This window comes from Mycobacterium sp. E735, assembly GCF_001666955.1.
GTDB lineage: Bacteria > Actinomycetota > Actinomycetes > Mycobacteriales > Mycobacteriaceae > Mycobacterium.
Map to the genome: position 1 here is coordinate 1 of NZ_LZIX01000299.1, position 21,655 is coordinate 21,655.

A 21,655-nucleotide genomic window follows, 5' to 3' on the forward strand; every position below is an offset into this window, starting at 1 on the left:
GCGAACCTGGCGATCGCCCCCGCACGCAGGTAGTCGCCGTAGGAGAAACCGCCGGGCACCACCACGGCGTCGACGCCCTTGAGGTCGGCGTCGGCGTGCCACAGGCTGACGGCCTCGGCACCGACACGCCGCGCCGCCCGGGCGGCGTCGACGCCGTGGTGGTGCCCGGCGGTTTCTCCTACGGCGACTACCTGCGTGCGGGGGCGATCGCCAGGTTCGCCCCGGTGATGGGCGAAGTTGTGGCCGCCGCAAACCGCGGCATGCCGGTGTTGGGCATTTGCAACGGGTTTCAGGTGCTCTGCGAGGCGGGGCTGTTGCCGGGGGCCCTGACCCGCAACGTCGGTTTGCACTTCGTCTGCCGCGATGTGTGGTTGCGCGTGGCGTCGACGTCGACGGCCTGGACGTCGCGTTTCGAGCCCGATGCGGACTTACTGGTGCCGCTGAAGTCCGGCGAAGGCCGCTACGTGGCGCCCGCCGACGTCGTCGAGGAGCTCGAGGGCGAGGGCCGGGTGGTGTTCCGCTACCACGACAACCCCAACGGCTCGCTGCATGACATCGCCGGCGTCAGTTCCGCCAACGGTCGCGTGGTCGGACTGATGCCGCATCCCGAGCACGCCATCGAAGCGTTGACGGGGCCGTCCGACGACGGCTTGGGCCTGTTTTATTCGGTATTGGACGCCGCGCTGTCGGTCTAGGCGGAAACGCCTGCCGCGGAGCGCAATTCGGCGAACGATGCGCAGATGGCGTCGGTCGCCTCGTGCGGGTCGTCAAACGTCCGGTCATCGGTGAGCACGGCGACGCCCAGCTGGTCGACATAGCTCCACACGGTGACGTTGACCGGGGCGCCCGGTGATAGCACCCCGGTGGAGTAGATCTCGGTGACCGTAGCGCCGCCGAAGTGTCCGCGCTCGCGCGGGCCCACCACGCTGGAGACCGCGACGTTCATCAGCTTGTTGGGTGCGTCGCGCCGCCCCAGCCACCGGAATGCGGCCGGAGCGAACGCGGTCGGCAGATAGGCCATCAGTCGGCCGTAAAGCTCGGGGCCGAGGATCTCGTGGTCTTCCTTGGCGATTCGGGTCGCCAGCGCCACCAGCCGTGCCCGTTCGGCGGGATCGGCGACGTGCACCGGCAACGAAATCATCAGACCGCTGATCTCGTTTCCGGTGATGCGGTCCGACTTGTCGGTGGCCGTCGGCACCGACGCGATGAGCGGCCGGTCGGCCGCGCCGTCGTAGGCCAGCAACAGTGTGCGCAGGCCGCCGGCCGCCGTGGCCAGTATCAGGTCGTTGAGGGTGATGCCCAGCGCCTTGGCGGTCGCCTTGGCTTCGGCCAGCGGCAGCGTCGTGCTGGCGAACCGCCGCACGGGCGACACGACGTGATTCAGGAAGGTCGGTGGAGCGTCGAAGGCCTCGGCCAGATCCGGGTGGGCACCCCGTTCTCTGGATCGGCGGCGGACCCGCGTCAACCCGGTGGCGGCATCCCTCAGCAGCCCGGGGAGCTCGGCGATCTGCCGCGCGTGGTCGCGGGCGGCAGATCGCAGCAGGTCGGCGGGCGACGCGGTGACGCCCGCTTCGTCGTTGTCCCGCTCGTCGGTCGGCCCGTCCTCGAGATCCATGGCGCGCGCCAAGAGGTTGACGGAGGCCACACCGTCGGCCAGCGCGTGATGGACCTTGCCGATCAGGGCGTACCTTCCCCCGGCCAGTCCCTCGGCGAAGTGGAATTCCCACAGCGGGCGGCTGCGGTCCAGCGGCATCGAGGCGACCTGGCCGATCGTCTGATCGAGTTCTAGCCGCCCGCCGGGCGCGGGCACCTGCACCCGCCGGAGGTGGTAGTCGAGGTCGACCGCGCAGTCCTCCTGCCACATCGGGTGATGCAGCTGCCAGGGAATGTCGACGAGCTTGTAGCGCAACGGTTCCAGCAGGTGCAGCCGGCGTCGCACGTGGCGGCGGAACGCCTCGAAACCGAAGTCGGAGTCAGCGGGGTCGATGACCGCCACTTTCAATGTGTGAGTGTGGAGGTTCGGTGTCTCACTGTAGAGCAGCATGGCGTCCATGCCGTTCAACCTTTTCACGCGCCACCCTGCCGGACAATCAAGTTGCGCTGCAGCGGATTTCGCATGATGTCGAACCTCGAGTCGCGGTCGGTCAGCCTAGGATGGGCAGCTTGCGTTGACCGGCCAATCGCTGGAGGGCCGACTCCATCACCCCGCGCACGTAGGCGTCGACTTCGTCGATGTCGGGATCGTCGCCGAATTGGGCCGTGACGTCGATCGGTTTGAGTACTTCGGTGACGATCTTGGCCGGCAGTGGCAGGTTCGGCGGGAAGATGACACTGAGTCCGAAGGGGAATCCGAAGCTCACCGGCAGAATGTCCATGCGCGCCCTGGTCAGCCCCAACTTGCGCGCCAGCCAGTTTCCGCGGGTCAAGAAGAGCTGAGTCTCCTGGCCCCCGATCGACACGGTAGGCACGATTGGCACCCCGGCCTCGATGGCGGTCCGCACGTAGCCGGTGCGGCCGTTGAAGTCGATGGTGTTGGCGCTGAAGGTGGGCCGGTAGGAGTCGTAGTCGCCGCCCGGGAACACCAGCACCACCGCGCCCGAGTGCAGCGCGGCGGCGGCGTTTTCACGGCTGGCCTCGATGACCCCGAGGCGGCGAAGCCAGCCATCTAAGGGTCCCATGAAAATGCCGTAGTGGCCCAGGGTGTAGACGGGGCGGTCGTAGCCGAACTTCTCGTAAAAGGCCGGGGAGAAGATCAGCACGTCGGGCGTCAGCATGCCGCCCGAGTGGTTGGACACCACCAGCGCGCCGCCCGACGGCGGGACGTTGTCGATGTTGCGCACCTCGGCGCGATACCACCGCTTGATGACCGGTCCGAGGGCCTTGCTGACCTGCTCGGTGAAGGCCGGATCCCATTTGGTGGTCTCGTGGTTGTCGGCCACCTCAACGCCGCTACCCGCCATGGCTCCCCGCCGTCCGTGTCAGTGCTGTTTGGCATTGATTGCCGATGTGACGCAGATCTCAAACCCCGTGCCTGTTGAGCATATAATACTCTCCGAAAAAGAGAATGTCATATCCGTTTGCTGAGCGGTTTGGCCGCGGCGGGGACGCGCGCCTAACGTCCGTTTGCACTCGGATTTTCGGGCTCGCCGGCTCATCGGCGCAGAGCGGGGACGCCGCTCGCCGCCCCGTTGGGGTGACGACCTGTCCGGCAGGATCAGCCCGCGTCCCGCAACAACGGATGCGCCGTCGGCAGTTCGACGGCGGGGCTCAGAGCGTCGAACAACTCGGTCGCATCCGCAATGGTGTGGTCGACGAAGGCGGCGAAATCGTCAAACGAGACGCTCCGTCGAATCCAGTGCGACCTGCGCGCCACCACGCCGATGCGCTGCGGATCGGACGACCCGTGCACGATCGCGGTCACCTCCCGATCCTGGCGGTTCCAGGTGTCCGAGAAGTGCACCAGCCAGGGCCGCTCGGTGGCGGGGAAGAAGCAGCCGGGAGTCACCCGAATGATCAGCACATCGCCGTGCGCGGGCGAGATCTCGAGATGGACGTGCAGGCGCCGCGGGTGGGCGCTGGTGACGAAGAAGTATTCGCGATCATGATGGCCACGGAAATAGCGGCGCCCGCGGACGCGCAGGTACCGTTCGACCAGGTTCGCGCACATCGGCTCGTTCGTCATGAAAACATGCTGCGGCCAGTGGCTTTGCGGATGCTGGGAGACAAGCCATGAGTCGCCGAAGAATCTGTTGAGAATTGGCTGAGTGAATGGGGAAAGGTTCCATCGGCCGACGATGTCAGCGGGCAGACGCCGCTCGACGATCACGGCGCCGGGCGAGTCGGATTAGTCTGGTGCCAAATGGTTTTCGCTCAGCCGTAGGGGAGGGCCGAACATGGAGCTCATCGTGGAACGGATCGACCATGTGGTGCTGAACTGCCGAGACGTCGAGGACACGGCCGCGTGGTACGAGCGGGTCCTCGGGATGCGGCGGGAAACGTTCGGGCCGTCCAACCGAATCGCGCTGCGGTTCGGGGACCAGAAACTGAACCTGCGGCCCGTCGGGGCGCTGGGGGACGATCCCGAGTGGGTCACCGGTTCGGTCGAAGCGGCCGGGTCCGAGGACTTGTGCTTCATCACTCGTTGCAGCCCGGGCGAGGTGCATGCCCACCTCGTGCGATGTGGGGCGGAGATCGTTGCGGGACCGGTGACCAGGACGGGGGCCCTGGGTCCGATGATCTCCCACTACTGCCGCGACGTCGACGGCAACCTGGTCGAAATCGCGGTTTACTGAAGGGGATACAACGCCGGCAGGTTCACCACGACCGCCTCTTGGGTGCTGCGCGCGATCACCACCTCCGCGGGCGTGTTCGGGTCGGGGTTTTCCTCTCGGTGCGGCAGATACGGCGGGATGAAGACGTAGTCGCCGGGTGAGGTCGAGATCCTCACCTCTTGCGCGCCGTCGTGAAAGACGAATTCCGGGTGGCCGCTGCGCACGTAGATGGCGGTTTCCGAGTCGCCGTGATGGTGGTTGGACGAGACGGTCGACGGTGACGCGTGCGTCTCGCCCATCCAGAGCTTTTCGGCGCCGACTGACGTTCCGCTGAGCGCGGCGAAGCGGCGCAGTCCCTCCGATTGCGCGGTGTCGGAGCTGATGTCCGCACCCCTGACGTGGTGCACCCGGTTGTGGGTCGCTTCCGGTGTTGCCTCGTCGAAGTCTGGGTGGAATCCATCTGCGGTAGCCATGCGTCAATTATGGTCCGACGCATCCCGATACGCCTCGAGGAGCCGCAGCCACAGCTCGCTGACCGTGGGGAAGCAGGGCACCGCGTGCCACAACCGGTCGATGGGCACCTCGCCCGCGACGGCGATGGTGGCGGAGTGGAGCATCTCGGTGACTCCCGGCCCAACCAGCGTGACCCCGAGCAAACGCCCACGGTCGAGGTCCACCACCATCCGTGCGCGCCCGGCGTACCCGTCCGCATAGAGCTTGGCCCCCGTCACGACGTCGCCGATCTGCACATCGACGGTGCGCAGCCGGTACCCGGCCTGTTCGGCTTGCCTGGCCGTCAGGCCGACGGCGGCGGCTTCGGGCACGGTGAAGAAGGCCTGCGGCACAGCGTAATGGTCGGCGGTGGTTGCGTGCCGGCCCCACGGTGCGGTGTCCAACCGGGCGCCCGCGGCCCGCGCTCCGATGGCCGCTCCGGCAATGCGACCCTGGTACTTCCCCTGATGGGTCAGCAGGGCCCGGTGATTGACGTCGCCCGCGGCGTAGAGCCAACCGTCTTCGATGGCCCGTACTTGGCAGGTGTCGTCGACGTCGAGCCAGTCGCCGGGCGTCAGCCCCACGGTGTGCAGGCCGATGTCATCGGTGAGCGGTGCGCGACCCGTCGCGAAAAGCACTTCGCTGACCACCAATTCGGAGCCATCGTCCAATTCGAGGGTCACCTCCGCGCCCTCGGGCCGGCGCAGCGTGCGCACCGATACGCCGACGCGCACGTCCACGCCCGCATCGGCGAGGCCACGGCCGATGAGTTCACCGACGAAGGGCTCCATCCGCGGCAGCAGACCCGAGCCCCGCGCAAGGAGGGTCACCTGAGATCCCAATCCGCGCCACGCAGTCGCCATTTCGACGCCTACGCCGCCGGCGCCCACCACCGCGAGCCGCTCGGGGACCGAACTGCTTTCGGTGGCTTGGCGGTTGGTCCACGGCCTCGCCTCGTCGATGCCGGGCAAGTCGGGCAAGAGGGGCCGGCTTCCGGTGCAGATCACGACGGCGTGCCGCGCGGTCAGCACGGACGTCGCCCCGTCGGACGCGGTGACCGCGACTCGCCGGGCGCCGTCCAACTGGCCATGGCCGCGCACCAGGGTGGCGCCGATTCCACCCACCCAGCCGGCCTGGCCGGTGTCGTCCCAGTCGGTGACGTAGCGGTTGCGGCGGCCGAAGACCCCCGGAATGCCGATGGACCCGCTGACCGCCTCCCGCGCGCCGTCGACTTGGCGGGCCTCCGAGATGGCAATCACCGGACGCAGCAAGGCTTTACTGGGCACGCAGGCCCAGTAGGAACACTCGCCGCCGACGAGTTCGCGCTCGACTATGGCGACACTCAGGCCTGCGGCCCGGGCGCGCTCTGCGGCGTTCTGCCCGATCGGCCCGGCGCCGAGCACAACGACGTCATAGCCCGACTCTTCGTGTGCCATCGTTCGTGGTCCTCCCCGGTTGTCCTCAGTGGTCGATCAGCTGCGCGGCCAGCTGGCGCAGGTCGCCCGCCACCAGGTCCGGTTGGGGCAGTCCGTCGACGGGCAGCGGCGGATTGCCGGGCCGCGCGATGAGCGCCCCGCCGAAGCCGACACTCTGGGCGCCGAGGGTGTCCCATACGTGGGCGGCCACCATCATGCAGTCAGCCGGGGCCACTCCGAGCGTCTCGCACGCATACCGGTACACGGTGGGCGACGGCTTGAAGGCGCGGCAGGCATCGACACTCAATTGGTGTTCGAAGAATTCGGCCAGCCCGGAACTCTGCAGCGCCGTAGGACCATCCGGGTTGGGCGGCGAATTGGTCAGGGTGACCAGACGAAAACCGTTGTCTTTCAACATGGTGAGCCCCTCCGCCGCATCCGGGTGGGCCGGCATGGTGAGCAAGCCGTTCTTCAGCCGGTGCGCGTCATCGTCGGAGACGGCCACGCCGTGGATATCGCCGACCATACGGAACACACCTTGGGCCAGCGTGGAGAAGTCCACATAACTATCCGCCAACGTCGCGGACATCGAATACATGACCAGCTGGGCGAACCACTCGCGGAGCACCCGTTCATCGCCGAACAGCTCGGTGAAAAGCGGTGCGAGTGACTCGATGTCGACCAACGTTTCGTTGACGTCGAAAACCAGGACGGAGGGCACTGGCATGGTCAAACCTCGATCTTCTTCGGATTGGGAACATCCGGTCGTAAATACCCGATCAGACAAACGCAAATCAATGTCATTCCCAGCAACGGCCACCAGAGGGCGGTCACCCCGGCCGTCGTGAAAACGCCGACCGTGATGAATGACCTCATCCGCATCAACCTGCGCATCCGGTCGGTGAGGCCTTCGTGGGCCGGCCGATCGATCACTTCCCGGCACAGCGCCAGATAGGTGACGTTGACCAGAACGAAGACGAACGCGTACAACGCCACGGGCGCAGCGGCGAGCCTGCTGTCGGCGATCCACTCGGTGGTGATCGGGAGGAGGGATACGGAAAATAGGTGGGCAAAATTCGACCACACCAGCCGCGGCGTCGCCAGCTCCGCATAGCCGAACAGGTGATGATGGTTGACCCATACGATGGCGATGAAGAAATAGCTGACGACATAACTCAGGCCGGTGGGCCACAGTGGTAGCAAGGCGCTGAAGCTGGCCGCGGCGGGCGGCTTGAGCTCGAGCACCAAGATCGTGATCAGCACCGCGAAAACGCCGTCGGAGAACGCTCCTACCCGATCCGGACTGGTTCTCCGCCCGACCACTACGCCTGCCCGGACGATTGGTGGTTTCGTTCCTGCACTACCCCGACATTGCCCTCGGCACCGTAAAGATCCGAGACCTCTTCGATGTCGAGCCCCCGATCGACGCCGTGTGGAATGACGGTCTGGCCGGGCTCGAGCCGCAACTGTTTGCCGTCGAGGTAGACGTCGATCTTGTCCGGTTCGAAGGACACCAGATCGCCAACTCGTATCACCTCGCGCCAGGCGTTTCGATACGACCACGCCGCCCGCTTGCGGTCGCCGATATCGTAGTAGGAGCAGATCCCCTTGTATGGGCAAAAGGTCTGCGTGTCAACCAGTTCGAGGGCAGATTCGTCGACGTCCTCGCGGGGCACGTACCAGCGTGGAGCGAATCCGGATTCGTACAAAGCTAGTGGGTGCTTGGTATCGGCAATCACTCGGTCGCTGCTACGAGCGATGAGATGCCTTGAAGTGGAACGGATATCGATCCGATGATAGGCATCGGCAGCGTGCCCGACGATCCGCTCGTTCTCTTCGTAGAAAGCGTCCATGGCACGCCAAGCGAATGCGAGGTGCCCGTCGAGTACCGAAGCGTGCGGCGGCAGCGCGGTGTGCTGCCACGCCGCACGGGTCGCCTCTCGCTCCGCGACTTTGACGGTGAACCACCGGGTGTCGCCTAGGTCCTGGTGCCGGGTGAGCCTTTCCTCGGCCACCAGGGCCCCGGCCTCGATATCGCTGCGCGGGAAGTAGGCGACCGGATAACGCCCCGGCTCGTGCAACAGGATCACGTCTTGGCTGTCGGCAACCCATGTGTCGGCGAGGCGAACTCGCATGCGCCTCCTCAGCGGTTCGACGTACAACAGCCGCGCCGGCAACGGCTGTTCAGTCAGAAAGTGACCGACCGATCCCGTGGCGAGCGGACCCTGCTGCCATGCCAGCCCCATCTCCATCCCCTCTTTTCAGCGACACCCCTGAGACAGCTAATCTCCCCGCGTCACAGGGGCATCCATTGGAACCGTGAGCCGCAACGACGTACTGGGCCAATCAACCCAGTTATTATGGGCCAAACATCCCATTCTGTCCAGCGGCGAGGTGACCTCATTCGGATCGGGATTGGCCCCGGCGCCGCTTCGAAGCGGCTCGGCTCTTCGGCTTCCGCGTTCCGAAGGAGCGGACGTAGTCGACGGCGGCGTTGACGGCGGCGCGCAGCGGTTCCGCATCGCCGGTGGCATATGTCAGCATGGCGCCGCCCTGGTGCGCGACGACCAACGACACCGCCAGGTGCCGCGGATCGGCGTCGGGCCGTAGGTCGCCGCGCCGGCGCATCGCCGCAAGACCGGTCTCGAACAACTCGATCCACAGGTCATAACCGGCGGAGAGATCGTCGTGAATTTCGTCGTCGGAATCGATCAATTCGCCCGCCAAGGAGCCGTACACGCAACCGCCCACCCGGTACACGGTGTCGACGGCGGCGACGCAGGCGTCGGCCCAGGCCTGCAGGGCGGCGAAGCTGTCGAGGGCGCCCAGCGGTGGCTGGGTGTGGAAGGCCCGCACGTCCTCGCGGCGGGTGGCAACGACCTGACGGATCAGATCGCGTTTGTCCCGGAAGTAGTGCCCGATCTGTGACCCGCCCACTCCGGCCGCTCGCCGTACCTGGTCGATGCTGGTGTTGGCGACGCCCCGCTCGAACATGATTCGCGCGGCGGCGTCGATGATGCGCGCGCGAGTCGCCAGTCCCTTGCGCGTGAATCGTCCCGGACTTTCGGCGTTCACGTGGCGGTCCTCGCTCGGCGCCGGGTGCGCCGCGCCGGGCGAGGGGCTCGCTCGTTCGGATCGGTGGCGAAGGTGCGGAGGTAGTTGATCGCGAAGCGCACCGCGTCGGCGTGCGGCCATTCCGCGCGGTAGGTGAAGGCCAGGGTGCCACCGCCCTGATGGGCGGCGACGATGACCATCGCCAACCGTCTCGGGTCGGCGTTGGCGACCAAGACGCCGTTATCTTTCATCCGCCGGATCGCTGCCTCCAGCAGGTCGATCCACTGCCCATAGCCGGTGGCCAGCGTCTCCCGCGTCGGCTCGTCCGACTTCGCCACTTGGGCCGCGAGAGCGTGGTAGGTAGGCGTGCCGAAATACCCGATGCGCCTGAGGTATCGCATGTTGAGATCGCCCCACCGCTCGAAGTCGTCGAACGTTGTCAGGCCTCCCAGCCCGGGTTGGCGGTGAAAGTCGAGAACCACGCCGATCTGGCGTCGGATGACCGCGCGGATCAGTGCGGCCTTGTCGGCGAAATAGTGGGCAAGCTGGGATCCGCTGACCGACGCCGCCCTGCGGACGTTCTCCATGTTCGCAGCCGACAGGCCCTCGGTGACGATCAGTCGGGCGGCCGCTTCCACGATGCGATCCCGGGTGGCACGCCCCTTGGCGGTCAACCGTTGTTCGTCGCGAACATCGGGATGGGCCATCGCGTCAGGCTAACCCGCGGCCGCCCCGAACTATGGGATATCCAACCCATTGATGCCCCGGGCCGTCGGCGCGTTCGGTCAGGCAGCCATGTCGGCCCTGGCGAGGAAGCCTCCGATCAGTTCGGCTACCTCGTCGAGTGCGGACTCGAGCAGGAAGTGTCCGCCGTCGAGCAGGCGGATCTCGGCATTGGGGAGGTCGTCGGCGAACGCCTGGGCGCCGGCCGGGCCGAAGATCTCGTCGCCACGGCCCCACACCGCCAGCAGCGGCACCTGGCTGGCGCGGAAGTACGCATGCAGGCGCGGGTAGAGCGGCGCGTTGGTTGCGTAGTCTCGTAACAGTTTCAGCTGCACCAGGTCATTGCCCGGTCGCGATATGAGCGCGTAATCGTGGTGCCACGATTCGGGGTCGACGAGCGTCTCATCGGCAACGCCGGTGACGTATTGCCATCGAGTGGCATCCAGCGTGAGGAACTGCCGGACCGCGGCCTCGGTCTCGGGCGTTTGTTCGCTTTGGTAAGCCCGCACGATCTTCCAGAAACTGTCGACGAATCCCGCGTCGTAGCCGTTACCGTTCTGGGTGATGATCGCGGTGATCGACGACGGGTCGCGCAGCGCCAGCCGCCAGCCGATCGGCGCGCCGTAGTCCTGGACGTACATCGCGTACCGGTCGACGTCGACGGCGCGCAGCAGTGCGGCAGTGAGGTCGGTCAGCGCGTCGAAGGTGTAGTCGAACTCGTCGACGGACGGCGCGTCGGAGAGCCCGAAGCCCAGGTGATCCGGCGCGATGACGTGGTAGCGGTCGGCGAGCACCGGGATCAGATGGCGGAACATGTAGGAGCTGGTGGGAAACCCGTGCAACAGCACCAGCGCGGGAGCGCTCGAGTGGCCCGCTTCGCGGAAGAACAGGCGGTGACCGTCGACGGTGGCATAGCGATGATGAACAGCCGCCATGGCTCTACTCCTTAATTTCGCCCTCGACCGAAGCGGCGAATTTCAGCTACGCCACGTTGATCCCGGACTTTGGGTTATGCAACCCAGTATGCACCGGACGGTGCGCCGCGCAACAGCCGTGGTGCGCATATCGGAGGCGTCGCCTCGTGTTGCCGTCGTCTTCCGGCTGGCATAGTGTGAGCCAGCCCTCCAGTCAGGGCCTGCGGAGGTGGCCCGGTGGGCAAACTGATATCGGTGAACGTGGGGCTGCCCCGCAACGTCGAGTGGCACGGCAAAACCGTCTACACCGGGATCTGGAAAAAACCGGTCGAAGGGCCGGTCATGGTGCGTCGCCTGAACATCGACGGCGACGGTCAGGGCGATCTCGGCGGACACGGCGGCGAGCAACGGGCCGTCATGGTCTATCAGACCGAGTCATACGACTTCTGGAAGAGCTACCTGGGTCGCGACGACCTCGTGCCCGGCCACTTCGGAGAGAACTTCACCATCACCGGGCTGCCCGACGACGAGGTGTGCATCGGCGACCGCTACCGGATCGGCGAAGCCGAGTTCGAGGTCACCCAGCCCCGCGTCACCTGCTTCCGGGTCGGCATGCGCGTGGACGAACCCAGGATGCCGAACCTGCTTGTCTCCCAACGTCGTCCGGGCTTCTACTTTCGGGTGATCACCGAGGGGCGGGTCCGCGCCGGCGACGACATCGTGCGGACCCGCCGTGGTCGCCATCAACTCAGCGTCGCCGACGTCGACGCGCTGTTGTACCTGCCGGACCGTGACCTCGGGCTGCTCCCCAAGATCGTCGATGTCCCCGCGCTCAGCCCCGGGTGGCAGCAATCATTCCGGGACATGCTCGACGCACCACAGGGATCGGCGGCCGTGTCTCCGGGTGCGACGCCGGCATGGGCCGGGTTTCGGCCCTTACGGGTCAGTGGAATTCGCCGGGAAAGCCCACAGGTGATGTCCATCGAGCTTCGGGCGGACGACCGTTCCGCGCTGCCTGCGCCGCTTCCGGGGCAATATCTGACCGTGCGAATTCCCGGCGCCGGCACGCCGGCGCCGCTGCGAAGTTATTCCCTCTCCGGGGACCCCGCGGCGGGCCACTACCGCATCAGCGTCAAGCGCGAAGAGCATGGTCTGGTCAGTTCGTGGCTGCACGAGCACGTCGTGCCGGGCTCGGTCGTCGAGGCCGCCGCCCCACGGGGCGACTTCTGCCTCGCCGACGGCGGCGGCCCGGTGGTGCTGATGTCGGCGGGAATCGGCATTACACCCGTCTTGGCCATGCTGCACGCGCTCGCGGCGGCCGGCAGCACCCGTGACATCTGGTGGCTGCACACCGTCCGCAACCGCGAAACGCAGGCTTTCGCATCGGAAGTCGCTAGTTTGGTCGATGCTCTGCCGAGTGCGCGGCAATCGGTGTTCTACACACAAACTCAAGGCCGCTTGGACCGCCCGGCCATCGCGGCCCTGGCTATCCCGGCCGATGCCACGGCATACCTGTGCGGCCCGACCCAGTTCATGAGCGACATGCGCGAGGCACTCGCCGCGGGCGGTCTGGCGCCCGAGCGGATCCATAGCGAACTATTCGGCGCCCTGCCGCCCATCAATCCCGGCATCGTCGATGACACCCCGCGCAAACCGCCGCATCCCCCGGCGGGGGTCCCGGGGACCGGCCCGCCAATCACGTTCGCGCGCAGCGGCCTGACGGCCACCTGGTCGTCCGCGTACGGAAGCATCCTGGAGCTGGCGGAAGCATGCGACGTGCCCACCCGGTTCTCCTGCCGAAGCGGCGTCTGTCACGTCTGCGTCACCGGTGTGGTTTCCGGCAGCGCCACCTACGTGCAGCAGCCCCTGGAGCCGCCCGAGCAGGGGACGGTGCTCATCTGCTCGGCGGCTCCGGAGACCGATCTCGTGCTCGACCTGTAGCGAAAAACGTTGCCTCAGGCGGTGATCGCGCGCTGACCGCCGCTCACGGGTATGACGGCGCCGTTGACGTAGCTGGCGCCGGCGGCGCTGAGAAAGACGACCACGCTGGCGATTTCACTCGGATCGGCCGGCCGGCCCAACGCGGTGCTGGCCGCCACCGCCTCCAGCATGCCGGGTAGCGCCGCGGTTCCGGGAGTGTCGGTCGGCCCGACGGAGACCGCGTTCACGCGTACCCCCGATGGCCCGAACTCATCCGCCCACACGCGGGTCAGCAATTCCAGGCCCGCCTTGGTGGCGCCGTAGATGCCGGCGCCGCTCGCCGGCACCGAAGCCGCCACGGTGCTCACGCTGACCACCGATCCGCCGCCACGCTCGATCATTCCGGGCACCAACTGCTGGACCAAGATGTAAGGGGCGCGCAGATTCACGTTCACGTGCTCGTCGAACGCCGCGTCATCAGTCTCTGTGGTCGCTCCGAATTTGTAGATTCCGGCATTGTTGATCAAAATGTCGACCGGCCCCGCCTCGGCCGCAAGGCGCCGCACGTCGTCGGCATCGTTGAGGTCGGCGGCGACAAAACGCGCTGTACCACCGGCGTTTTCGATATCGCGAACCGTCTTGGCGCCGCGTTCGGAGCTGCGACCGTGCACCACGACCTCCACCCCGCGTTCCGCGAGTTGTAACGCAACCTCGCGGCCGATGCCGGACGTGGCTCCGGTCACCAGAGCGGTGGACCCGGCCATTGTTGTTGCCATCGAACCCTGCCTCCAGGAGAGAAGTTCACTTGCCTCCCCGACAGCAGCGGTCCGCCGGCATTTATTCCTACGAGCTCAGCGGGACCGACGCCTCGGCGGTGTAGCAGAGGAACGTCAGCGTCTCCTGCAGGTACAGCTGCACGGTCTCCGCATCATGGCTGGTGTAGCCGATCGACACATCGGTCCCGAGCTGCAGATCGAAGTCGCCGCCGCGGGTGGTGAGCACGAAAGCACCGTCGATAGCCGGCGCCCAGATGATGTCCCCGGGGACCAGCCGGTCGATGTGCTCGAGGATCGGATAGCCGTGTTCGGTGGTTTCGCTGACCTTCGTGTAGACGTCGGCGGACAGCAGCACCGAATAGGGACCGTCGACGCCGGCCAGCCGGAGTTCGGAGATCGCCTGCGTGATGACGTCCGGAATCTCGCGGGGGTCGGCCGGCAGGGTCAGCGGCTTGTTCGAGCTGCAGGTGCGAATGCCGTCGATCGACGCCGCGGGGTAGCCCTCGAAGATGGCGCGGTCCTCGACGAACGCCAGCTTCTTGGCGGCGGCCTTGACCGGGTCCCAGTCCGAGTCCTGCGCCCCGCGCTCCACGTTGTCGATCTCGTAGCGGGACAGAGTGAACGGAACACGCAGCCGGACAAGGGGTTTGCTCGCCCGGAGGTGCGCCTCGACGCCGTCGGACGGGGACGTCACGTCGACCAGGCGGCCGGTGCTGACCGCCGCGGTGACCGGACCGCCCGGCTCGCTGACGTCGACAACCCGGCGTCCGGCGATGTGGCGTTTGAAGGTCCGGGACGCCTCGGTTTCAATTTCTTTCCACGCCGCTTCGGTGACCGGTGCCAACTCGCGGTAGAGGTTGTTCATCAAGTGGTTCCTTTCAGGCTGCCGATCGAAAGTGAGCCGTCTTGTACGGCAAGCGTTTCCGTCACCGGTACCGCGGGCAGCGGCGGTGGATCGTCGAGGAAGTCGACGGTGGGCGAGAAGAACAGGCCACCGGTGACCGCGGTGGAGAATTCGAGGATGCGGTCGGTGTTGCCCGGTGGATCGCCGAGGAACATGTTGCGCAGCATCTGTTCAGTCACCTGCGGCGTGCGGGAATAGCCGATGAAGTAGGTGCCGTACTCGCCCTTCCCGAGTCGGCCGAAAGGCATGTTGTGCCGCACGATCTTGAGTTCCGTGCCGTCGGCGTCGGTGATGACGTTGAGCGCGATGTGGGCGTTGGCCGGCTTTTCCCCATCATCCAGCTCGAGGTTCTCCAGCTTCGTGCGGCCGATCACCAGCTCCTGCTCGGCGACCGACAGGGCGTTCCACGAGGACATCTCGTGCAGATACTTCTGCACGTGCACGTAGCACGAGCCCTCGAAGTCGGGATCCTCGGCGCCGATCGTGGTGGCGCTGGCGGCGAGTGAGCCATCGGGGTTTTCGGTGCCGTCGACGAAGCCCAACAGGTCGCGGTTGTCGAAGTAGCGGAATCCGTGCACCTCGTCGACGACGGTGACCGCGCCGGCCATGGACCGCAGGATGCGGTCGGCCAATTCGAAGCAGACATCCAGGCTTTCAGCCCGGATGTGGAACAGCAGGTCCCCGGGCGTGGCCGGGGCGGTGTGCCGGGGGCCGTTCAGTCCGACGAAGGGGTGCAACTCTGCGGGGCGGGGCCCGGAGAACAAGCGATCCCAGGCCCGCGAGCCGATGGAGGTGATGGCCGACAGCCGTTTCGGCGGCTCACGAAATCCGATTGCGCGCACCAGCCCCGAAATGTCGGGCAGCGCGTCATGCACCGTCGCTTCTCCGCCGTCATCGATGGTCACCACCAGGAAGACCGCCGCAGGCGTCAACGGCTCGAGGATGGGCTGTGGCTGGACGGGAGGCACTCTGCTGACCCTAGCGTGGCGACGGTGAGCGCAGGAAGTGCGCGAGCAAGGAGCCGCGCGATCGGGCCCAGCGTGGCGACGGTCGTCGTCGACAGTCATGATGATCAACATGTCGGCCAACGCCGCAGGCCTCTGCGATTTTATCGACGCGTCTCCGTCGCCATTTCACGTCTGCGTCACAGTGGCCGCGCGACTGATCGCGGCGGGATTCGCCGAACTGAGCGAGTCGGACCGGTGGCCGGCGGAACCGGGCCGCTACTTCACGGTGCGGGCCGGCTCGCTGGTGGCCTGGAACTCCGAGGGCGCCGACGGCCCATTCCGGATCGTCGGCGCACACACCGACAGCCCTAACCTGCGCGTCAAGCAGCATCCCGATCGGCTGGTTGCCGGGTGGCGTGTGGTCGCGCTCGAGCCGTACGGCGGGGCGTGGCTGAACTCCTGGCTGGATCGCGACCTGGGCATCAGTGGACGGCTGTCGGTGTATGACGGCGCCGGGGTCGAGCATCGGCTGGTCCGGATCGACGACCCGATCCTGCGGGTGCCCCAGCTGGCCATCCACCTCGCCGAGGACCGCAAATCGCTGACCCTCGACCCGCAACGCCACGTCAACGCGGTTTGGGGAGCCGGTGCGGACATCAAGCCGTTCGTCGACTTCGTCGCGCAACGGGCCGGGGTGGCGCCGACCAGTGTGCTGGCCGCCGACCTGATGACCCACGACCTGACCCCGTCGACCGTGATCGGCGCCGACGACGATCTGCTCAGCGCGCCGCGCCTGGACAACCAGGCGAGCTGCTACGCGGGTACGGAGGCCCTGGTGGCGGCCGAACCGCGGGGATTCCTGCCCGTGCTGGTGGTCTTCGATCACGAGGAGGTGGGGTCGTCCTCCGATCACGGCGCCCAGTCCGACCTGCTGGGCACCGTCCTGGAGCGGATCGTACTGGCGGCCGGCGGCACCCGCGAGGACTTCCTGCGCCGTCTGCCCGCCTCGCTGCTGGCCTCGGCGGACATGGCCCACGCCACCCATCCCAACTACCCGGAGCGGCACGAGCCCGGACACCTGATCGAGGTCAACGCCGGACCGGTGCTCAAGGTGCACCCCAACCTGCGTTATGCCACCGACGGACGGACGGCCGCCGCCTTCGAGCTCGCGTGTCGGCAGGCCGGGGTCGGCCTGCAGCGCTACGAGCACCGGGCCGACCTGCCCTGTGGATCGACAATCGGGCCGTTGGCCTCGGCTCGGACCGGCATCCCGACCGTCGACGTCGGCGCCGCGCAGCTGGCCATGCACTCCGCGCGCGAGTTGATGGGCGCGCACGACGTGGCCGCCTACTCGGCGGCGATGGAAGCGTTCCTTTCGCCGATGCCGTAGTGCGGCCTGACGAGGTGGCCGTACTAGAGCACGACCGGGTGCGCGATCACGGTGAGCGTCAAGGTCGCGACGTTGACGGCAAGCAGGAACCCCGCCAGTGCGAACTGTCCGGAGATGTCGTGGGCGAGGACGTGCGTGTACATCGCGCAGACAAAGAAGATTGTCAGTCCCGCCGCTGCGGCGGCGCCGACTGCCGGGACCGACAGGCCGACGACCAGTCCAAGGGCGCCAAGGGTTTTCAGCGTGCCAATCGGAAAGGTCAGCCAGGACACCGGGACGCCCGCGCGTTGCATGGGCGGAATGATCGGCGCGAAGTGCACCAGCGCGCTCACGCCGGAAAATCCGTTGAGAATGATGGCAGCTATCGTCATGACGAGGTACGCGGTGTGCATGTTGCGGCTTCCATATCTGGTCGGTCGGTGGCGGATCGTTGGCGTCAGTTCGCCGGGATCGGGTCTAGTCGGAACACCGCGATCCGGCCCGCCAGCGCCTCGACTTCTTCGGGATTGCCCTGGCGTACCAGGCCGGAGCGTTTCAAAAAGCCAACACCGACCGGCACTTCGGCCGGATATTGGCGCAACACCGGCCGAGCTTGCTCGGCGGTCAGCTCAGTTATCCTGACGCGCCGCGTCTTTCGGCCCTTGCCGAGCGTTCCCGCGCCGGCGGCGCGGGCGTTGCGCGCCCAGTCGGCGCCGGGGAATCCGGCCACGGCATAGAGGTGCCCGTCGAGGGTGAACGGCGTCATCGGGGTGCTGCGAGGCCGGCCCGTTTTGCGGCCCGGCACCGTCAAAACCATGGGGGGTCCAGTCGGTATGCCAAGTTTTTGCAGCGCAATCATGAACCTGTTCATCGGCTTCAGCCAACGAGGGGGCGTCGGATGAGACATCTCTTCTCCTGTCGCGAATTTCGTTGCGGTGGAACCGCAGCCGGCGGGTCCGCCGCAATGGGGAGCCGGTCATCAGCAACCCGTATCCAAGGACGGGTCTGTGGCGCGGAAAGTTACACATGCGTGCGTAACTTTTTGCGGCGCCGTTCCGTCGTCATCTCTTGAGTGCGCAATCTCTGGGAGGACTGATGACAGCCGATGACTGGCACGGCCCGCGCTGGCCCCGTGTGATCGCCCGTGCCACCAGCGCGGCGTTGGCGTTGCTAGCCCTGGTGCAAGCCGCGTTCGCCGGGAGTTTTCTGGGCGGCCGATACGACGCGCTGATGCTGCACTCGGTCGGCGCGAGGGTGACCACGGTGCTTTCCGTCGTCCAGGTCGCGCTGCTGGTGATTGTGAGCAGGACGGGCGGGCCGCGACGGCCGGCGGCGCTCGGGGCCCTCGTGACCCTCCTCTTCGTCGCCGAGTTCGCCTCGGGGGAATTGCGCTTGACGGGCTTACACGTTCCGCTCGGAGTGCTGTTGATCGTGGGGATCTTCCAGCTGACTGCCGAGGTGTGGCGTTTGCCGCTGGCCGCACGCTCGCGTCCGGCCGAGCGGGAACCGATCCGATGAATCGGCGTGGCGCGTTGCGGCTGGGCGCCGCGGCGGCGGGCATCGGCTTCATCGGCGCCGGCTGGCCGCTCGCCGGCGCGCTGCTGGGCCCCGCCGAGTCAGGACGGCTGATACGCAGCCAAACCAGGTTGCCCGATCGCTATCAAGTCCCGCTGCCGATCCCGGAACAATTGACGCCGGTTCGTAGCGACGCTCACGCCGACTACTACGAGATCACCCAGCAGACCACGCAATTGCGCATATTGCCCGGGCTCCCCACGGCGGCGTGGACTTACAACACGAGCTTTCCCGGCCCGACCATTGCTTCGCGGTCAGGCCGACGCACCGTCGTGCGGCACCGCAACGCCCTGCCCGTGCCGGTTGTGGTGCACCTACACGGCGGCCACACACCGGAAGACCACGATGGGTACCCGACCGACTTCATCCTGCCGCCCGGCGTCCGGCTCGGGGCTGAAGCCATGGCGCGCAACAGCGTTGTCGGAGAGCGCGAATACGTTTACCCGCTGAACCAGCGGGCCGCCACGTTGTGGTACCACGATCACCGCATGGGCTACACCGGCGCCGCGGTGTGGCGCGGCCTGGCCGGATTCCACTTGGTCCACGACGACGAGGAAGACGCGTTGCCGCTGCCGCGCGGCCGGCGGGACGTCCCGCTGATGATCACCGACCGCGCGTTCGCCGCCGATGGCTCCTTTCGCTACCCGGACGCTGCCGGTGGCGGAGCGACCGGCGACTACATGAACGGCGTCCTCGGCGACGTCATCCTGGTCAATGGTGCGCCGTGGCCGGTGCTGTCGACCGATCCCGCCCGGTACCGCCTGCGGCTCTTGAACGCATCCAACGCCCGTCGCTACCGGCTGCAGCTGGACCCGCAACCACCCGGCGGTTCGGCGTTGGTGCAGATCGGCAGTGACGGCGGATTACTGGCGCGACCCATAGGCCACGACTACATCGACATCGCTCCGGCCGAACGATTCGACGTGGTGGTCGATTTCGGCCGCTACCCGGTGGGAACACAAGTGCGGCTGCTCAACCGGTTGGGTGGCGAAAGCGCCGGCGAGGTCATGCGATTCGACATCGTCGGCGCCGACCGTGCCGACGATTCGGCCATCCCGGACCGGCTCAGCGGAAGCGTCCCGGGTCTCGACCCACAGGCCCGCGTGGCCACGCGAACGTTCCTCTTTCGCCTCGGCAGAAAAGGGGTGTGGACGATCAACGACCTGGCCTATCAACCGGGCCGGCCGCTGGCGCGCCCTAAGCTCGGCACCACAGAAGTCTGGCGGTTCATCACCGAGTTCCACCATCCCGTTCATGTGCACCTGAATTCCTTTCGCGTGCTCTCCCGCAACAGCCGTGCGCCGGGCCGGTTCGACATGGGATGGAAGGACACCGTCGATGTGCGCCCAGCCGAAGCCGTTGAAGTCCTCATCCGGTTCACCGACTACACCGGTTCATACCTGCTGCACTGCCACAACCTCGAACACGAAGACATGGCGATGATGGCCGACTTCGTGACCGTCGATTGACCACCGGGCGACCCGGGACGGCGACCCCTTCAACTGGGCCATTTCGAGGCCTAAGGTCGGGCGGTATGGCGCTCAACCTGGAGATGATCACCTTCGACTGCAGCAATCCGGCGCAGCTGGGCGGTTGGTGGGCCGAGCAGTTCGGCGGCACGACGCAGGAGCTGCTCGCCGGCGAGTTCACCGTGGTGAGTTTGCCGGAAGGGCCTCGGCTCGGCTTCCAAAAAGTGCCCGACCCCACCCCCGGTAAGAACCGCGTGCACCTGGACTTCGGGCCCGCCGACGTGGATGCCGAGGCGTCTCGGCTGACGGCCGCCGGGGCCACCGAGGTCGGCCGGCATGAGTTCGGCGACAATTTTCGCTGGGTCGTGCTGGCCGACCCCGAAGGGAACGTCTTCTGCGTCGTCGGCCAATAGCCTCCACGGCGACCCGACGGTGACGGAAGCGCCGACCTAGACTGTCTGGCGTGACAGTCCCCGGGACGAGCGCCCGCACCCAGGCGATCGACACCGTCGAGCACGCCGCCGCCAGCCCCGACCAGCCGCAGCCCTTCGCCGAGCTGGGCCTTAAAGACGACGAGTACCAGCGAATCCGCGAGATCCTGGGCCGCCGACCCACCGACACCGAGCTGGCGATGTACTCGGTGATGTGGAGTGAGCACTGCTCCTACAAGTCGTCCAAGGTGCACCTGCGCTACTTCGGCGAGACCACCACCGACGAGATGCGCGCGGGCATGCTCGCCGGCATCGGCGAGAACGCAGGCGTGGTCGACATCGGCGACGGCTGGGCCGTCACCTTCAAGGTGGAATCGCACAACCACCCCTCCTACGTCGAGCCCTACCAGGGCGCGGCGACCGGTGTCGGCGGCATCGTGCGCGACATCATGGCGATGGGTGCGCGACCCGTCGCGGTGATGGACCAGCTTCGGTTCGGCGCCGCCGACGCGCCGGACACGCGCCGGGTGGTCGACGGAGTTGTCCGCGGGATCGGCGGCTACGGCAACTCGCTGGGGCTGCCCAACATCGGCGGCGAGACCGTCTTCGACGCCTGCTACGCGGGCAATCCGTTGGTAAACGCGTTGTGCGTGGGCGTATTACGCCAGGAGGACCTGCACCTGGCGTTCGCCTCGGGCGCCGGGAACAAGATCATCCTGTTCGGTGCGCGCACCGGCCTGGACGGCATCGGCGGGGTGTCGGTGCTGGCGTCGGACACGTTCGACAGCGAGGGATCGCGCAAGAAGCTGCCTTCGGTGCAGGTGGGCGACCCCTTCATGGAGAAGGTGCTCATCGAGTGCTGCCTCGAGCTCTATGCGGGCGGCCTGGTGATCGGCATCCAGGACCTTGGCGGCGCCGGATTGTCATGTGCTACTTCAGAACTCGCATCGGCTGGCGACGGCGGGATGGCGATCGAGCTCGACACCGTCCCGCTGCGGGCAAAGGACATGACGCCCGCGGAGGTGCTCTGCAGCGAATCGCAGGAGCGGATGTGCGCCGTGGTCTCGCCGGAGAACGTGGACGCGTTCTTGGCGGTGTGCCGAAAGTGGGACGTGCTGGCCACCGTGATCGGCGAGGTCACCGACGGCGACCGGTTGCGAATCAGCTGGCACGGCGAGACCGTCGTCGACGTGCCGCCGCGCACGGTGGCCCACGAGGGGCCGGTGTATCAGCGGCCGGTCGCGCGCCCCGAGTCGCAGGACGCCCTGAACGCCGACCGGTCGACGAGCCTGCCGCGGCCAAAGACAGGGGAGGAGCTGCGCGCGACTTTGCTTGCCCTGCTGGGCAGCCCGCACCTGTGCAGCCGCGCGTTCATCACCGAACAGTACGACCGCT

24 protein-coding genes are annotated in these 21,655 nt (G+C 67.0%); 8 read left to right on the plus strand and 16 right to left on the minus strand.

Annotation, left to right across the window (positions count from 1 at the left end; genetic code table 11):
• Window positions 1-695, plus strand: a 695-nt coding sequence (purQ, locus tag A5704_RS24430) for a phosphoribosylformylglycinamidine synthase subunit PurQ (RefSeq protein ID WP_369828496.1), incomplete at its 5' end; no start/stop codon positions are given.
• Here the strand turns inward: purQ and A5704_RS24435 are convergent.
• From A5704_RS24435 to A5704_RS24445, 3 genes are all read right to left on the minus strand, one after another.
• Window positions 692-2,071 carry a wax ester/triacylglycerol synthase family O-acyltransferase gene (locus tag A5704_RS24435; protein ID WP_197508534.1) on the minus strand — a complete coding sequence of 460 codons (1,380 nt, stop codon included), beginning with the start codon at window positions 2,069-2,071 and terminating at the stop codon, window positions 692-694. The genes purQ and A5704_RS24435 overlap by 4 nt on opposite strands.
• 73 nt (window positions 2,072-2,144) lie before the next feature.
• A complete protein-coding gene (locus A5704_RS24440; RefSeq protein WP_067752299.1) occupies window positions 2,145-2,960 on the minus strand; it encodes a lysophospholipid acyltransferase family protein in 816 nt (271 codons plus the stop codon).
• A gap of 254 nt (window positions 2,961-3,214) precedes the next feature.
• The gene (locus A5704_RS24445) at window positions 3,215-3,682 is read right to left on the minus strand and encodes a hypothetical protein (RefSeq protein WP_067752302.1); all 468 of its coding nucleotides are present in this window, start codon (window positions 3,680-3,682) and stop codon (window positions 3,215-3,217) included.
• 211 nt (window positions 3,683-3,893) lie between these two features.
• Between A5704_RS24445 and A5704_RS24450 the strand changes: the two genes are divergently transcribed.
• A complete protein-coding gene (locus A5704_RS24450) occupies window positions 3,894-4,292 on the plus strand; it encodes a VOC family protein (RefSeq protein ID WP_067891515.1) in 399 nt (132 codons plus the stop codon).
• On the opposite strand, the gene A5704_RS24455 is transcribed toward A5704_RS24450, so the two are convergent.
• From A5704_RS24455 to A5704_RS24490, 8 genes are all read right to left on the minus strand, one after another.
• Complete coding sequence (locus tag A5704_RS24455; RefSeq protein WP_067891519.1) at window positions 4,286-4,744, minus strand: cupin domain-containing protein; 459 nt, start codon at window positions 4,742-4,744, stop codon at window positions 4,286-4,288. The two genes, A5704_RS24450 and A5704_RS24455, sit on opposite strands and share 7 nt — an antisense overlap.
• Before the next feature lie 3 nt (window positions 4,745-4,747).
• Entirely contained in the window at window positions 4,748-6,199 is a 1,452-nt protein-coding gene (locus tag A5704_RS24460; RefSeq protein ID WP_067891520.1) for an NAD(P)/FAD-dependent oxidoreductase, read from the minus strand.
• A gap of 25 nt (window positions 6,200-6,224) precedes the next feature.
• Window positions 6,225-6,905, minus strand: coding sequence for a haloacid dehalogenase type II (locus A5704_RS24465; protein WP_067752314.1), 681 nt, complete (start codon window positions 6,903-6,905; stop codon window positions 6,225-6,227).
• Between the two features lie 2 nt (window positions 6,906-6,907).
• Window positions 6,908-7,501, minus strand: coding sequence for a TMEM175 family protein (locus A5704_RS24470; RefSeq protein ID WP_067891521.1), 594 nt, complete (start codon window positions 7,499-7,501; stop codon window positions 6,908-6,910).
• On the minus strand, window positions 7,501-8,424 hold the full coding sequence (locus tag A5704_RS24475) for a DUF427 domain-containing protein (RefSeq protein WP_082954958.1): 924 nt from the start codon (window positions 8,422-8,424) through the stop codon (window positions 7,501-7,503). The genes A5704_RS24470 and A5704_RS24475 overlap by 1 nt, the downstream gene beginning before the upstream one ends.
• Window positions 8,425-8,578: 154 nt before the next feature.
• Window positions 8,579-9,253 (minus strand): TetR/AcrR family transcriptional regulator, encoded by a 675-nt coding sequence (locus A5704_RS29425; protein ID WP_067891529.1) that lies wholly within the window; start codon window positions 9,251-9,253, stop codon window positions 8,579-8,581.
• Entirely contained in the window at window positions 9,250-9,939 is a 690-nt protein-coding gene (locus A5704_RS29430; RefSeq protein WP_067752323.1) for a TetR/AcrR family transcriptional regulator, read from the minus strand. The genes A5704_RS29425 and A5704_RS29430 overlap by 4 nt, the downstream gene beginning before the upstream one ends.
• Window positions 9,940-10,017: 78 nt before the next feature.
• A complete protein-coding gene (locus A5704_RS24490; RefSeq protein ID WP_067891532.1) occupies window positions 10,018-10,890 on the minus strand; it encodes an alpha/beta fold hydrolase in 873 nt (290 codons plus the stop codon).
• Window positions 10,891-11,106: 216 nt separating this feature from the next.
• Here A5704_RS24490 and A5704_RS24495 point away from each other — a divergent pair, with 216 nt between their 5' ends.
• Window positions 11,107-12,810, plus strand: a complete 1,704-nt coding sequence (locus A5704_RS24495) for an MOSC and FAD-binding oxidoreductase domain-containing protein (RefSeq protein WP_067891537.1) — start codon at window positions 11,107-11,109, stop codon at window positions 12,808-12,810.
• 14 nt (window positions 12,811-12,824) lie between these two features.
• Here the strand turns inward: A5704_RS24495 and A5704_RS24500 are convergent, their stop codons facing one another.
• The 3 genes from A5704_RS24500 to A5704_RS24510 form a co-directional block, all read right to left on the minus strand.
• Entirely contained in the window at window positions 12,825-13,565 is a 741-nt protein-coding gene (locus A5704_RS24500; RefSeq protein ID WP_067891539.1) for an SDR family NAD(P)-dependent oxidoreductase, read from the minus strand.
• Between the two features lie 67 nt (window positions 13,566-13,632).
• Entirely contained in the window at window positions 13,633-14,430 is a 798-nt protein-coding gene (locus A5704_RS24505; RefSeq protein ID WP_067302911.1) for a family 1 encapsulin nanocompartment shell protein, read from the minus strand.
• Window positions 14,430-15,437: a Dyp-type peroxidase gene (locus A5704_RS24510; protein ID WP_067891542.1), complete on the minus strand. Its 1,008-nt coding sequence runs from the start codon at window positions 15,435-15,437 to the stop codon at window positions 14,430-14,432. The genes A5704_RS24505 and A5704_RS24510 overlap by 1 nt, the downstream gene beginning before the upstream one ends.
• Window positions 15,438-15,546: 109 nt before the next feature.
• Here A5704_RS24510 and A5704_RS24515 point away from each other — a divergent pair, with 109 nt between their 5' ends.
• Complete coding sequence (locus A5704_RS24515) at window positions 15,547-16,806, plus strand: M18 family aminopeptidase (RefSeq protein ID WP_082954959.1); 1,260 nt, start codon at window positions 15,547-15,549, stop codon at window positions 16,804-16,806.
• Between the two features lie 23 nt (window positions 16,807-16,829).
• Here A5704_RS24515 and A5704_RS24520 read toward each other — a convergent pair whose 3' ends face one another.
• Window positions 16,830-17,198: a DoxX family protein gene (locus A5704_RS24520; protein ID WP_067752341.1), complete on the minus strand. Its 369-nt coding sequence runs from the start codon at window positions 17,196-17,198 to the stop codon at window positions 16,830-16,832.
• A 44-nt stretch (window positions 17,199-17,242) separates the two neighbouring features.
• Entirely contained in the window at window positions 17,243-17,692 is a 450-nt protein-coding gene (locus A5704_RS24525) for a nitroreductase family deazaflavin-dependent oxidoreductase (protein ID WP_067752345.1), read from the minus strand.
• 188 nt (window positions 17,693-17,880) lie between these two features.
• On the opposite strand from A5704_RS24525, the gene A5704_RS24530 reads away from it, so the two are divergent.
• The 4 genes from A5704_RS24530 to purL form a co-directional block, all read left to right on the plus strand.
• Window positions 17,881-18,303: a hypothetical protein gene (locus tag A5704_RS24530; protein WP_067752348.1), complete on the plus strand. Its 423-nt coding sequence runs from the start codon at window positions 17,881-17,883 to the stop codon at window positions 18,301-18,303.
• On the plus strand, window positions 18,300-19,829 hold the full coding sequence (locus A5704_RS24535; protein ID WP_067752351.1) for a multicopper oxidase family protein: 1,530 nt from the start codon (window positions 18,300-18,302) through the stop codon (window positions 19,827-19,829). The genes A5704_RS24530 and A5704_RS24535 overlap by 4 nt, the downstream gene beginning before the upstream one ends.
• Before the next feature lie 65 nt (window positions 19,830-19,894).
• Window positions 19,895-20,242: a VOC family protein gene (locus tag A5704_RS24540; RefSeq protein WP_067752354.1), complete on the plus strand. Its 348-nt coding sequence runs from the start codon at window positions 19,895-19,897 to the stop codon at window positions 20,240-20,242.
• Between the two features lie 50 nt (window positions 20,243-20,292).
• A partial coding sequence (gene purL, locus A5704_RS24545; RefSeq protein ID WP_067752357.1) for a phosphoribosylformylglycinamidine synthase subunit PurL occupies window positions 20,293-21,655 on the plus strand: 1,363 nt, incomplete at its 3' end.

What these genes read in the sequence shown, in the direction of transcription:
- A5704_RS24440 (WP_067752299.1), bottom strand. Translation starts at nt 2,960, where the DNA reads ATGGCGGGTAGCGGCGTTGAGGTGGCCGACAACCACGAGACCACCAAA.
- A5704_RS24445 (WP_067752302.1), bottom strand. Translation starts at nt 3,682, where the DNA reads ATGACGAACGAGCCGATGTGCGCGAACCTGGTCGAACGGTACCTGCGC.
- A5704_RS24450 (WP_067891515.1), top strand. Translation starts at nt 3,894, where the DNA reads ATGGAGCTCATCGTGGAACGGATCGACCATGTGGTGCTGAACTGCCGA.
- A5704_RS24455 (WP_067891519.1), bottom strand. Translation starts at nt 4,744, where the DNA reads ATGGCTACCGCAGATGGATTCCACCCAGACTTCGACGAGGCAACACCG.
- A5704_RS24460 (WP_067891520.1), bottom strand. Translation starts at nt 6,199, where the DNA reads ATGGCACACGAAGAGTCGGGCTATGACGTCGTTGTGCTCGGCGCCGGG.
- A5704_RS24465 (WP_067752314.1), bottom strand. Translation starts at nt 6,905, where the DNA reads ATGCCAGTGCCCTCCGTCCTGGTTTTCGACGTCAACGAAACGTTGGTC.
- A5704_RS24475 (WP_082954958.1), bottom strand. Translation starts at nt 8,424, where the DNA reads ATGGGGCTGGCATGGCAGCAGGGTCCGCTCGCCACGGGATCGGTCGGT.
- A5704_RS29430 (WP_067752323.1), bottom strand. Translation starts at nt 9,939, where the DNA reads ATGGCCCATCCCGATGTTCGCGACGAACAACGGTTGACCGCCAAGGGG.
- A5704_RS24490 (WP_067891532.1), bottom strand. Translation starts at nt 10,890, where the DNA reads ATGGCGGCTGTTCATCATCGCTATGCCACCGTCGACGGTCACCGCCTG.
- A5704_RS24500 (WP_067891539.1), bottom strand. Translation starts at nt 13,565, where the DNA reads ATGGCAACAACAATGGCCGGGTCCACCGCTCTGGTGACCGGAGCCACG.
- A5704_RS24505 (WP_067302911.1), bottom strand. Translation starts at nt 14,430, where the DNA reads ATGAACAACCTCTACCGCGAGTTGGCACCGGTCACCGAAGCGGCGTGG.
- A5704_RS24515 (WP_082954959.1), top strand. Translation starts at nt 15,547, where the DNA reads ATGTCGGCCAACGCCGCAGGCCTCTGCGATTTTATCGACGCGTCTCCG.
- A5704_RS24520 (WP_067752341.1), bottom strand. Translation starts at nt 17,198, where the DNA reads ATGCACACCGCGTACCTCGTCATGACGATAGCTGCCATCATTCTCAAC.
- A5704_RS24525 (WP_067752345.1), bottom strand. Translation starts at nt 17,692, where the DNA reads ATGTCTCATCCGACGCCCCCTCGTTGGCTGAAGCCGATGAACAGGTTC.
- A5704_RS24530 (WP_067752348.1), top strand. Translation starts at nt 17,881, where the DNA reads ATGACAGCCGATGACTGGCACGGCCCGCGCTGGCCCCGTGTGATCGCC.
- A5704_RS24535 (WP_067752351.1), top strand. Translation starts at nt 18,300, where the DNA reads ATGAATCGGCGTGGCGCGTTGCGGCTGGGCGCCGCGGCGGCGGGCATC.
- A5704_RS24540 (WP_067752354.1), top strand. Translation starts at nt 19,895, where the DNA reads ATGGCGCTCAACCTGGAGATGATCACCTTCGACTGCAGCAATCCGGCG.